This window comes from Mycobacterium ulcerans subsp. shinshuense (genome assembly GCF_002355775.1).
GTDB lineage: Bacteria > Actinomycetota > Actinomycetes > Mycobacteriales > Mycobacteriaceae > Mycobacterium > Mycobacterium marinum.
Window position 1 is genome coordinate 2,455,475 of the sequence record NZ_AP017624.1, and the last position, 12,468, is coordinate 2,467,942.

At 65.2% G+C, this 12,468-nt stretch carries 9 protein-coding genes and 1 pseudogene; 5 read left to right on the top strand and 5 right to left on the bottom strand.

Going from position 1 to position 12,468, the window contains the following annotated elements; translation table 11 throughout:
* The first annotated feature begins 42 nt into the window (after positions 1-42).
* Entirely contained in the window at positions 43-2,676 is a 2,634-nt protein-coding gene (locus SHTP_RS11030; protein ID WP_096370610.1) for an FHA domain-containing protein, read from the top strand.
* A 33-nt stretch (positions 2,677-2,709) separates the two neighbouring features.
* Here SHTP_RS11030 and SHTP_RS11035 read toward each other — a convergent pair whose 3' ends face one another.
* From SHTP_RS11035 to SHTP_RS11045, 3 genes and pseudogenes are all read right to left on the bottom strand, one after another.
* Complete coding sequence (locus SHTP_RS11035; protein WP_011740986.1) at positions 2,710-3,225, bottom strand: hypothetical protein; 516 nt, start codon at positions 3,223-3,225, stop codon at positions 2,710-2,712.
* A 112-nt stretch (positions 3,226-3,337) separates the two neighbouring features.
* Positions 3,338-4,195, bottom strand: a pseudogene (locus SHTP_RS11040) (M48 family metallopeptidase); the annotation flags it as partial.
* A 186-nt stretch (positions 4,196-4,381) separates the two neighbouring features.
* Positions 4,382-4,903 carry a GNAT family N-acetyltransferase gene (locus tag SHTP_RS11045; RefSeq protein ID WP_197706265.1) on the bottom strand — a complete coding sequence of 174 codons (522 nt, stop codon included), beginning with the start codon at positions 4,901-4,903 and terminating at the stop codon, positions 4,382-4,384.
* A gap of 231 nt (positions 4,904-5,134) precedes the next feature.
* Here SHTP_RS11045 and SHTP_RS11050 point away from each other — a divergent pair, with 231 nt between their 5' ends.
* Genes SHTP_RS11050 through SHTP_RS11060 form a run of 3 tightly spaced genes read left to right on the top strand, consistent with a single transcriptional unit; the run spans position 5,135 to position 8,857 of the window.
* Positions 5,135-6,781 (top strand): class I adenylate-forming enzyme family protein, encoded by a 1,647-nt coding sequence (locus SHTP_RS11050; protein ID WP_096370613.1) that lies wholly within the window; start codon positions 5,135-5,137, stop codon positions 6,779-6,781.
* Positions 6,768-7,541 carry a class II aldolase/adducin family protein gene (locus SHTP_RS11055; RefSeq protein ID WP_096370614.1) on the top strand — a complete coding sequence of 258 codons (774 nt, stop codon included), beginning with the start codon at positions 6,768-6,770 and terminating at the stop codon, positions 7,539-7,541. The genes SHTP_RS11050 and SHTP_RS11055 overlap by 14 nt, the downstream gene beginning before the upstream one ends.
* 47 nt (positions 7,542-7,588) lie before the next feature.
* A complete protein-coding gene (locus SHTP_RS11060) occupies positions 7,589-8,857 on the top strand; it encodes an amidohydrolase family protein (protein WP_015355430.1) in 1,269 nt (422 codons plus the stop codon).
* A gap of 58 nt (positions 8,858-8,915) precedes the next feature.
* Here SHTP_RS11060 and SHTP_RS11065 read toward each other — a convergent pair whose 3' ends face one another.
* Entirely contained in the window at positions 8,916-9,332 is a 417-nt protein-coding gene (locus tag SHTP_RS11065) for a CBS domain-containing protein (protein ID WP_096370615.1), read from the bottom strand.
* A 167-nt stretch (positions 9,333-9,499) separates the two neighbouring features.
* On the opposite strand from SHTP_RS11065, the gene SHTP_RS11070 reads away from it, so the two are divergent.
* On the top strand, positions 9,500-10,450 hold the full coding sequence (locus SHTP_RS11070) for an alpha/beta hydrolase (RefSeq protein ID WP_096370616.1): 951 nt from the start codon (positions 9,500-9,502) through the stop codon (positions 10,448-10,450).
* Between the two features lie 38 nt (positions 10,451-10,488).
* On the opposite strand, the gene SHTP_RS11075 is transcribed toward SHTP_RS11070, so the two are convergent.
* A complete protein-coding gene (locus SHTP_RS11075) occupies positions 10,489-12,420 on the bottom strand; it encodes a flavin-containing monooxygenase (RefSeq protein ID WP_096372425.1) in 1,932 nt (643 codons plus the stop codon).
* Positions 12,421-12,468: the final 48 nt, after the last annotated feature.

The following is a 12,468-nucleotide window of genomic DNA, read 5'->3' on the forward strand; positions in this document are numbered from 1 at the left end:
CCTGTTCTGCCCGGAGCGCCGGTGCCATTACAGTTGGTCCCGATGACCCAAACAGCCGCCCCGCCGGTGCTGACCGTGCGGTACAACGGAGCTGAGCGCACCTTCGCCGCAGGCCACGACGTAGTCATTGGCCGTGATTTGCGGGCAGACGTCCGCGTCGCGGACCCGCTGATCTCACGGGTGCATCTGCTGCTGCGCTTCGATCAAGGCCGATGGATCGCCATTGACAATGGCAGTCTCAACGGGCTCTACATCAACAACCGGCGAGTACCGGTTGTCGACATCCAAGATGGCCAGCGGGTCAACATCGGCAACCCGGATGGTCCGGCGCTGGACTTTGGAGTCGGCCGCCGTCAGCAAGGTTCGGTCGGGCGCCCACCGCCAACCGCGGTCATGCAGGTGCCCCCGCCCATGCCCGGCGGGGCATGGCCCAGCCAGGCACCCCCGCAAACCGGCTCGCACCGGCCCGTTCCGCCGCAGCCGGCCCCGCCGACCACGCGGATGCCGGCTCAACCTCCCAGCGGACCGCAGCACGTGCAGCCGTCGGACCAGCAACCGCAATACCCCAGCGGCCCGCAGACGTCGCGGTCGCAAACCGGCGCTCAGCCGGCCCCGCAGATATACCGGCCGCCGGCCGCGAGCCCGGCGCCCCCGGCCCCCCTCGTGGTCGGGCGCGCGCCCGGCGAAACCGGCAACATCGCCACCTCGATGATGAAGATTCTGCGTCCGGGCAGGGCGGCGGGCGAATTACCGCCGGGCGCGGTGACGATCGGCCGCGCCGACGACAACGACATCGTCATTCCCGAGGTGCTGGCGTCGCGTCACCACGCCACCCTGATCCCGACACCGCAGGGCACCGAGATCCGGGACAACCGCAGCATCAACGGCACATTCGTCAACGGTGCCAGGGTCGAGGCGGCACTGCTGCACGACGGCGACGTCGTCACGATCGGCAACATCGACCTCATTTTCGCCAATGGTGCGCTGGCCCGCCGCGAAGAGAGCCTGCTCGAGACGCGCACCGGGGGCCTTGACGTGCACGGGGTGACGTGGACGATCGAGGGCAACAAGACACTGCTGGACAACATCTCGTTGGCGGCACGCCCGGGGATGCTCACCGCGGTCATCGGCCCGTCCGGTGCTGGCAAATCAACTTTCGCCAGGCTGGTCGCCGGGTACACGCACCCGACCAACGGCACGGTGACTTTTGAAGGCCACAACATTCATGCCGAATACGCCTCCCTGCGCAGCAGGATCGGCATGGTGCCGCAAGACGACGTGGTCCACGGTCAACTGACGGTCCGGCAGGCGTTGATGTATGCGGCCGAACTGCGGCTGCCGCCGGACACCACCAAGGAGGACCGCGAACAGGTGGTCGCCCGGGTCCTCGAAGAGCTGGAGATGTCCAAGCACCTCGAGACGCGGGTCGACAAACTGTCGGGAGGTCAGCGCAAACGTGCATCGGTGGCCCTCGAACTGCTGACGGGACCGTCGCTGCTGATCCTGGATGAGCCCACATCCGGTCTGGATCCGGCGTTGGACCGGCAGGTCATGACCATGCTGCGGCAGTTGGCCGACGCCGGTCGTGTGGTGCTGGTTGTCACTCACTCACTGACCTACCTCGATGTCTGCGATCAGGTTCTGTTGCTGGCACCGGGCGGCAAGACAGCGTTCTGCGGGCCGCCCAGCCAGATCGGTCCGGCCATGGGGACGACCAACTGGGCCGACATCTTCAGCACGGTCGCCGACGACCCGGAGGGGGCCCAGGCGCGCTACTTGGCGCAAACGGGGCCACCCCCGCCAGCGCCGCCGGTGGAGCGTCCAGGGGAGCTGGGTGGCGACCCGTCGCAGACCAGCCTGTTCCGCCAGTTCTCCACCATCGCCAGACGCCAGATGCGGCTGATCATCTCGGACCGGGGCTATTTCATCTTCCTGGCGATATTGCCGTTCGTCATGGGCTCGCTGTCGATGTCGGTACCCGGGGACGTCGGCTTCGGCATGCCCAATCCGATGGGGAACGCACCCAACGAGCCGGGCCAGATTCTGGTGTTGCTCAATGTCGGTGCGGTCTTCATGGGGACCGCGCTGACAATCCGAGATCTCATCGGCGAGCGGGCCATCTTCCGGCGCGAACAGGCAGTCGGCCTGTCCACCACCGCGTACCTGCTGGCGAAGATCTGCGTCTACACGGTGTTTGCGGTCGTTCAATCGGCGATCGTCACCATCATCGTGCTGATCGGCAAGGGCGGTCCCACCCAGGGCGCCGTGGCGCTGGGCAAACCTGGGCTCGAACTGTTGGCCGACGTTGCCGCCACCTGCGTCGCTTCAGCGATGCTCGGACTGGCGCTATCGGCGGTGGCCAAGTCGAACGAACAGATCATGCCGCTGCTGGTGGTCGCGGTGATGTCGCAGCTGGTGTTCTCCGGCGGCATGATTCCCGTCACCGACCGCCTGGGGTTGGACCAGATGTCCTGGGCCACACCGGCACGATGGGGATTTGCCACCTCGGCCTCGACCGTCGACCTGATCAAACTCGTGCCCGGTCCGCTGACTCCGAAGGATTCGCACTGGCATCACACGGCTAGTGCCTGGTGGTTTGACATGGCCATGCTCGCGTTCATCAGCTTGTGCTACGTCAGCTTCGTGCGGTGGAAGATTCGCCTCAAGGGCGGGTGATCGGCCGCGGGGTCGGGTTCCTGGCGAACCCGCCTAGCGTGGATCCAGTGGTTGGTGGCGCTTGCACAACGCCGTGTAATGCAAGACCAGCGCGGTGACCACGCCATATCCGAGGTGCGGGACCAGATCACTGATCCAGCCGACGAGGCCCCAGGTCCTGGGGTCGGTCACCCCGAGCAGGGTCATCGGTCCGTTGGTACCCACCAGGGCGAGGGCCGTTGCGACCAGCATGGCCACCAGCAACCGCGGCCGCCAACCCAGGCCGTAGGCAAGCCCAAGAACCAGGCCCATCCCAATCCCGGCCGCGTAGCCGGTCAGCGCGCCGAGACCGGCGACGCGGTTGGCCAGCACGTCCCCAGTACCCGGAACCGTCAGGTGCAGCAATCGCGCCATGGCATTGACGGTGTCTTCCGGGGTCGTACTGGTGGAGCGGCCCCGCACCGCGATGTCCAGATAGGCGATCACATTGAGCGCGGTGGTGCCGGCGGCGCCGGCGATCGCTCCGCTGGCCAGTCCCGCCCCCACCTGGCCCATCGATATGGATCGCACTGCCGCTGCCTCCTGCGTCGCCGGACCGGATGATTCCCGTGCCCAGGCTATTGAACGCGAGGCTGGGGGACTACCTGGCCCATCCGCCGTCGCCGGGGGCCGCCCAGGCCGTCGGCGGCACCGGGGCCGGCTGTTTGGGCCGGAAGAACAGCGAACCCGCAACCATGCGGTTGCGCAGCGCGGCTGCGCGCCAGGTGTTCACCGGATGCGAGGACACCATGTTGGCCAGCCAGACGAAGAACCCGGTCTCGGACCCGGCCCGGTCGGCCATGCCGTCGAAATCCACCGACCGGGGCAGATACTTTCCGGCACTGAGCACACCGATGGCCTTGCGGGCACCTGCGGGACGGAACGCGTAGCCGTAGTTGTCGGCGGTGTACTCCATCGACCGTGACAGCGTCGGCCCCAACAGCGGAACGCGCATCGCAAGTTGCATCAGCGGGCGCCAGTACGAGGCATGCCCGGCCGCGAGATGGCCGACCTCATGGCCGATGATGAAGGCGAGCGCCTCGGGGTCGCGGGCTTGACCGCCGATTTCGAACAGGTCGCTGTACACCACGACGTAGCGGCGAAAGCCGTGCCCGCTGGAGAAGGCGTTGATCAGCCCGTTGCCCAGCACCACGTAGGCGTCGGGAACCTCGCTGAGCCCGAACCGGCGGGCCGCCTCGACGACGAGCCAGTAGCCTTCGGCGAACTGGGTCGGTGACATCTTGACGCCGTTGGCGCGCTGCTTGCCGTAGGTCAGCCCGCGCAGCGCGAACAGCACGATCGGCGTGGCCACGATGGAAATCCAGAGCAGGCTGGACTTGCCCGACAGCACCACGGCGGCCGCGACCAGGTAGAGCAGCACGCTGGAGACGATGACCAGCACCAGTAGCCCGATTTCCCACGGGTGGCGTCTGGGGTGCTCTAGGTACCCGGTGGGACCCGGGGGCGATCCCGATGGGGTGCCGTAGAACGAGGCGGGCAAGTGCGGGTAGGGGTGGCCTGGTGGCGATTCCACAATGGCCATGGGTGGTCTCGGGCTCCTCGCTGTGGTCGATCGGTTCTGGTCGACTGCACCTTGCCGCTCGGTCCTTGGAGGATTCTTGGTAACTCCTTGGCGACACGAAACCGCAGATCAGCCACCGGGCGACCGCCACGGTGAGGTCAGGATTCAGCTCTGGGATCTCGAGCGGTGCAGCGTGAAGCCAATCTGCGGTATGACCAGGACCCCGGGTACCAGCGTCCAGGCGAATGAACGGCCATCGAGCTGGAAGCCGTTCTTCTGATAGAACCGTCGCGCTCGATAGTTCTTCTCGGCACACCACAAGACCGCGTCATGTGACGGCGCCGAGTTGAGCGAATTGGCAAGCAGCAGGCCGCCGATGCCCCGGCGGTCATTGCCGGCGGCGACGTAGAGCGAGTCGATCTCCAGCTGATCCGGATTGTCGGGCTCCGGCCCGAAAATGCTCATCCCGACGATCTGGCCGCCCGACTCGGCTAGCCACATGGACCAGCCGGCTCTGGCGAGCCTGCGCGGGTACTCCTCGTCGATCCATTCCTGCCAATCGAACAGATCGAGGGTTTCGGGCGTCATGATGCCGCGATAGGAAAGCCGCCAGCTCGGATAGTGCATCTGCGCGACGTTGAGGTAGTCCGCCGGCTCAGCTTGCCGGATCGAGATACCGTCGGGCATCTCCGTCACGCTTGCTCCCATGGTTTGTCTGAGCCACGGACAATACTGCCCGCTACCGTCTTCGACCCGACTTTCGCGCGCAGTTGCACGATTACGGGTTTGGGGGATAGTAGCGCAGCGTCCGAGGGACACCTGGCGAACGGGGTATCTCGATTGTCTCCTGGGTGCGGGGCCGACACCAACCGTCGCGGGTCGGTGTGGAGCGGCACGTTATTTTCCTATCATTTGGTTATGGCTGCCGGTCGGCGCGATATGGCGGGATCTCCGGCATTCAGCACCCAGGAGGCGATCCGCTACCACGCCGCAGGCTGGTGGTCCGACTCGACGCTATCGGACGCGGTAAGACGAAACGCCGAAGGCTCGCCGCATCATGCCGCCTATATCGACTACCCGGCGTCACTGCTAACGTGGAGTGAATTCGACTGTGCGGCAACAAGTCTAGCCGAACAGCTGGCCGGAGCTGGCGTGCTGCCCGGCGACCGGGTGGCGGTATGGCACGGCGACTGCGCCGCGCTACATGCGTTGTTCATCGCCATCGAGCGCTGTGGCGCCGTGGTGGTGGGCATCGGTGCACGCGCCGGTGTCCGGGAAGCCACCCAGATATTGCGCGCCGCGCAGGTCAAGCTCCTGGTCAGCGACGCCCCGCGCAGCGCCGCCGCGACCGAGGTGAGCGCACAGCTTCCGGTGCCCTCGGGTGTCTTGGTGCGCGAGGGTAAAACGCTGCGCTTCGACGGTAAGCCGGTGCCGGTGGCGCCCGAAAATGGGCTCGAAAGCGAGCTCGGAAACGAGCGACGCCTCGGTTCCGATGATGTGTTCCTGATCAACTCCACCTCGGGCACCACGGGGGCACCCAAATGTGTGGTGCATACCCAGAACCGTTGGCACTACTTTCATCAGCACGCGGTCGCCAATGGCATGTTGACGCCGCAGGACGTAGTCTTGCCGGTGATTCCCATGCCCTTCGGATTCGGCATCTGGACCAGCCACACCACACCCATTTACCTGGGGGCCAGCGCGGTGATTCTGGATCGGTTCACGACGCTGGCCGCATGTGAGGCAATCGCTCGGCACCGGGTCACGGTGTTGTGCTGTGTCAGTACTCAATTGACGATGCTCATGGCCGACCACTGGTGCCGGGCCTATGATCTGAGTTCGCTGCGGGTCGTCTTCGCCGGCGGCGAGGCGTTGCCGTACCGGCGCGCCACTGAGTTCGAGGATCTCACCGGCGCAGCCATTCTGCAGTTCTATGGCTCCAACGAGACCGGATTGCTCAGTGCGACCACCTTGCGCGACTCGCGGGAGCGTCGCCTCAGGACGGGTGGGCGGGTTGTTCCGGAAATGTCGGTGCGGCTTTTCGACGGGGACCGTGACGTCACCGCGTCGGGCCGGGGCCAGCCCGGGTGCCGCGGACCGGCGACCAGCCTCGGCTATCTGGGCGGAACCGATCACGAGAAGTTGTTCACCCGGGACGGGTGGATGCGCATGGGTGATATCTGCGAGATCGATCCGGACGGCTATCTGACCGTCACCGGCCGGACCTCGGATTTCATCTTGCGCGGCGGAAAGAACATCAGCGCCGGTCAGGTCGAGGATGCGGCGCTGAACCACCCGGCCGTCGCGATCGCTGCGGCGGTGTCGATGCCCGATCCGGTTTTCGGGGAGAAGGTCTGCCTCTACGTCGAGCTCGCCGACTCGCAGCGCCTCGATCGAACCGAACTCGTCGAGCACCTCTTGGCGCTGGGGTATTCCAAAGAACTACTGCCCGAACGACTCGTCGTGGTCGACGAACTGCCTCGATCCTCCGGCGGCAAGATTGCCAAAGGGCAGCTTCGCGACGATATTCGAGCCAGGATGGAGGCCGAGCATGAACGCTCCTGACGCACGCCAAGGTGGCCTGCAGGTATGGGCGCCATCGGTGATTCCGCCGATCGGTGTGGAGCTATCCGATGCGCAGGCGCTCGCCGTTGCCTTCCGCCACCTCGCGGGCATCGGGTTCGCAGAGAACATGGCCGGTCACATCACCTGGCAGCCCGACGGCCAAACCGACACGCTGGTCAATCCATGGGGGCTGTGGTGGCAGGAACTCACCGCCTCGGATATCTGCACGGTGGACGCCGACGCGCGGGTGGTCAAGGGCCGGTGGGACGTCACCCCCGCGATCCATATCCACACTCAGTTGCACCGAGTTCGCGACGATGCTCGCGTGGTCATCCACAACCACCCGTACTACGTGTGTGTCCTGGCGGCCCTGGGCCGGCTGCCGGACCTGGTGCACCAGACCGGATCGCTCTTCCTCGACGACATGTGCCTGGTCGAAAGCTATGACGGCGAAATCGACAGCGCCGCACGTGCGGCCGACCTCGCGGCACATATCGGAAGCGCGAACCTGACGATTCTGGCCAACCACGGCGTCATCGCCACCGGCCGCAATCTCGCCCAAGCCGTCTATCGCGCCGCGTCGATCGAACGAGTATGCAAGCTGGCCTACGACGTGATGCTCACCGGTGCAGAACCCACACGGATGAAATGGTCCGATATGGCCGGCATGCGTTCATCGCTGATCGAACGGGCTGCCGACGTCTATTGGGCGGGGGCGGCACGGATGACCATCAAGGCCGACCCGGCCGTACTGAGCTGAGCCCCGATGACCGCGAATCACCCAGCACTGCAGAGAGATTGCCGACGATGAAATCGATCGACGAACTGGCCAGCGACCTCAGCTTCACCACGGCGAAGACCGGCGCAGATCGCAGCGTCACTTTCTTGACGGATCCGCCCAGGGCGCGGCGCCGCTACACGGTGATTTCGGTGGACGATCACATCGTCGAACCGCCCGACACCTTCACCGGACGTCTGCCGCAGAGGTTCGCCGACCGCGCACCGCGAGTCGTCGAGACCGACGACGGCGGACAGGTGTGGGTCTACGACGGACAGGTACTGCCCAACGTCGGGTTCAACGCGGTGGTAGGGCGACCCGTCTCGGAATATGGCTTCGAGCCGGTGCGCTTTGACGAAATGCGAAGGGGTGCGTGGGATATTCATGAGCGCATCAAGGACATGGATCTCAATGGTGTCTACGCATCGCTGAACTTCCCGTCGTTTCTGCCGGGGTTTGCCGGCCAGCGGCTGCAGCAGGTGACCAAGGATCCCGAACTCGCCTGGGCCGCGGTGCGGGCCTGGAATGACTGGCACCTGGAAGCTTGGGCTGGACCATATCCGGAGCGGATCATTCCCTGCCAGCTGCCCTGGCTGCTGGATCCCAGTGCGGGTGCGCAGCTGATCCATGAGAACGCCGAGCGCGGATTTCGCGCCGTCAGCTTCAGCGAGAACCCCGCGATGCTCGGACTGCCGAGCATTCACTCGGGCCACTGGGACCCGATGATGGCGGCGTGCGCCGAGACCGGCACGGTGGTGAACCTACATATCGGATCGTCGGGTTCGTCCCCGTCGACCACCGATGACGCACCTGCGGATGTCCCGGGCGTGCTGTTCTTCGCCTACGCCATCTCCGCGGCCGTGGACTGGCTGTATTCCGGCCTGCCCAGCAGATTTCCGGATCTCAAGATCTGCCTGTCCGAGGGGGGAATCGGTTGGGTTGCCGGACTGCTCGATCGTCTCGACCACATGCTGAGCTATCACGAGATGTATGGCACTTGGCGGGCCATGGGCGAAAGCTTGACGCCGGCAGAGGTTTTCACGCGAAACTTCTGGTTCTGCGCGGTGGAGGACAAGTCCTCGTTCGTGCAGCATCATCGAATCGGTACGGAAAACATCATGGTGGAATCCGACTATCCGCACTGCGATTCGACCTGGCCGCACACCCAGCAGACCATGCATGAACAACTCGACGGACTGCCCGCCGACGTGATTCGCAAGATCACTTGGGAGAATGCGGCGCGGCTCTACCAGCACCCGGTACCGGTCGCCATCGCGCAGAATCCAGAGGCATTCTGAGGATTGTCACGGCCGATCCGGGCCGGCCGAGAACGACGCAGAGCCGCCGCGCACCGCCCTAGTCCGAGTCCAAAACGGCATCGGAGCAGTAGACGCCGAGCAGGTCACGAGCCGAGACGATCCCCGCCGGTATGCCATCGTGTTCCACCAGAACGTGGCGAATGTAGTGTTCCATCATCTGGTTCGCTACCTGATCGACGGTGGCGTCGGAGTCGCACCACACCAGTTTGGTGCTGGCAACGTCGAGGGCGGGCACCGTATTCGGATCCTTGCCGCTCGCTACTACGCGAACCACATCGCGTTCGCTCACCAGGGCGGCAGGCCGGTCGTCGTCCCCGATCACGATCGCTCCGACGTTGTCGGCGATCATCGCGTTGGCGACGTCGGCGACCGTGGCGTCAGCGACAACTCGCGCGACGGGGTCGCCGGTAACGGTGGAGATCGACAGCGATCCGGCACTAGGAAGGGTAGTCACCCACCTATGCTCACCTAGCCTCGTATGCACACTCAAGTGACTTGAGTCATTAATTCAGATGGCCTTGGGTAGCGGGCATGTCCGCCGATGGCCGCTAGGGTCGCCCGGGCCGCCGCCGGTACCGGTGTAGGCCCATGCGGACACCTCGATGTGCAATCGTATGGTGCATGCAAGCCCGTTCCGATGGTCCGCCGGCCTTCACCAAGCCCGACGCAATCGACCCCGCCTTGCGGGCGATCTCCCGGATCCTGCCGCGAGGCTATGGGTTGCATCGCGGCCTCAAGCTGCCACGTGCGCTGATGAAGCTGGCTGGGATTACTGGACGTCTGCGCGATGTGCCGGTGGTGGCCGTCAACGACGCGGTCAGCGTGCGATTGCACCGGCCAGCCGGATTGCCGGATCCGGGCCCGGCCCTGCTCTGGATCCACGGCGGCGGAACGGTCATGGGCAGCGCCGCTCAGGAGGATCAGTACTGCCGCAAGTTGTCTCATCTGGCGGGCGTCGCGGTGGCCGCGGTGGACTACCGGTTGGCGCCCGAGCACCCCTATCCGACCCCCGTCGAGGACTGTTATGCGGCGTTGCTGTGGCTGCGCCAGCAGCAGTGGGTCGATCCGTCGCGGATCGTGGTGGCCGGTGCCAGTGCCGGCAATCTTTTCGCGGCCACGCTGGTTCAGCTGGCCTGCGACCGTGGTGATGTGGAACCGGTGCTGCAGATGTTGGTGTACCCCATGCTCGACGACCGCACCGGCTCCGGTCCGAACGGCCACAAGCGCATCATGTGGAGCGAGCGGGACAACCAACAGGCGTGGCAGTTGTATCTGGCCGGGGCAGACCCCAGCACGGCCGCACCGGCGCGACGTGCCGACCTGTCGAATCTGCCGCCGGCCTGGATCGGCGTCGGAACGCTGGACCTGTTTCATCAGGAATGCCTCGACTATGCCGCGCGCCTGCGCGACGCGGGTGTCGAGGTCCATGAGCAGATCGCCGACGGTGCCTTCCACGCATTCGATCTGTTGGCGCCGAATGCGCAGGTGTCATTGGGGTTCTTCGCCAGTCAGTGCCAGTTCCTGCGAACGCACCTGCACGCCGCCGTCAGCGACCAGCCTCAGGCCCCCTAGCGCCGAAACTCGTAGTGGTTGCGGTCGGGGCGGTTGGTTCAGTTCCAATAGTCCAGGATGCGCCAGGCGAACAGGGTGGGCACATCACCCGCCGCGTTCTTGTAGTAGCTGCTGCACGCCGCAGGGTGGGTATAGACCATGGTCTCGAGCTGCCGCTGGCTGCGCTGGTTGTAGTCACTACACACCCCGTCTCGCGGCACCGCGTAGCGAGCCCCCTCGGACAGCACCATGTCGATACAGCCCAGGATGTAGCGCATTTGGCACTCGGAGTTGTAGATGATGCTGACGCCGTTGACGGCGTTGGTACCCGGGCCGTACATGCAATAGAAGTTGGGGAAGCCGGGCACGCTGATGCCGAGATAGGCGTAGGCGGCGTCGCCCCACAGGTCGTTGAGCTCAACGCCGTCCAAGCCCCGAACGCGGTTGGGCCCCAGTTGATGGTTGACGTCGAATCCGGTGGCCCAGATCAATACGTCGGCCGGCCGGTACACACCGTCGCGGGTGATCACCCCGTGGGCGGTGATCTCGGCAACGCCCTCGTGGATGAGTTCGACATCGTCACGCTGCAGGGTTTTGAGCCATGCTCCGTTGTCCTGCAGGGTGCGTTTGCCCATCGGCGGATAGTTCGGCGTGACCTTCGCCAGCAGCTGTTCATCATCGGTGAAGGCCCGCATCCAGGCGATAAACAGCTCGCGGACTTGGTGATTGGCGGCACTGACCGACAAGCCGCCGTTCTCCCAGTCCGGGTCGATAACCGTCAGGTGGGCTGCACCGTCGGCGATCGGCCACCAGGTCACGAATCGCAGCCACCTGCCGTAGTAGGGGAGATGGCGCACCGCCCATTTGGCCGGATCGCTGACGGCCGCGTGGTAGTTGATGTTGGGCGCCATCCATTGCGCGGTGCGCTGATAGACGTCGACCCGTGCGGTCATGTCGGCGATGGCGGGCACCAGCTGAAAACCGCTGGCGCCGGCTCCGATCACCGCGACCCGCTTGCCGGCGAGCTCAACGCGCTCGTCCCAATCGGCGGTGTGGAACGACGGACCGGCGAAATCCTTGCCGCCCTTGATGTCCGGGATCACCGGATTGCTGAACTGGCCGACCGCGCAGATGACCGCGCGTGCGCTGAGCACCTCGGCGCTGCCGTCGTGGCCGCGGATCCGCACCGCCCAGCTATCCGATTCGTCTTGCCAAGCGGCGCTGACAACTTCGGTGTTGAATCTGACATGCGGGGTGATCTCGTAGCGCTGGGCCACGTCATTGAGGTAGTTCAGGATCTCGGGCTGCTCGGAGTAGGAATGCGACCAATGGTCGTTGGGCTCGAACGAGTACGCGTAGTAATGGTTCGCGATGTCCACGCGGCAGCCCGGATATCGGTTGGCCCGCCACGTGCCCCCGACCCCAGCCTGCTTCTCGATGATCACAAACGGCAGACCGGCTTGCTTGAGTTTAATTCCGGCCAGTAGCCCCGCTTCGCCACAACCGATGACCAAGACTGGGAAACCACTGCGTTGACTTGGAGTGGATCGCAGCGGCGGGCCATCCTGGTCCGCGTCTGAGATCCGTAGATCCGCGGCAATGTAGTCGATGAACTCGTCGGTAACCTGGCCGGCCGACGCCACGTCGAGCATGGTCTGCAGCTGGACCCGGTTCGGGAGGAACGGCGCCGGGCAGCCACGGTCGCGGTAGTCGCGCACCACCTCGAAGGCACGCTCGCGGACGGTCTGTTTGTCCTCTTCGCTCATGCCGCCCTGGATGTCCATGGCGATCAGCATCGACGGGCCCGGAAGTTCGTCGAGCAAGCCCAAATTGCCGCTCATGTGCACCATCGACATCAGCAGCGCCGGAGCGCTGGCCTCGGCGAGGGCGGCCCGAATGACATCGTCGGAATCGTGGAACGGCATGGCGGTCAACCGCGCGGGCCCCGCGGGTACGGCGGACGGTGCGTGGCCACAATCGGAGAAGGCCATTGACATCAAGATACGTACGGCCAGTCATCCATGGCCAGCCCCGGGCGG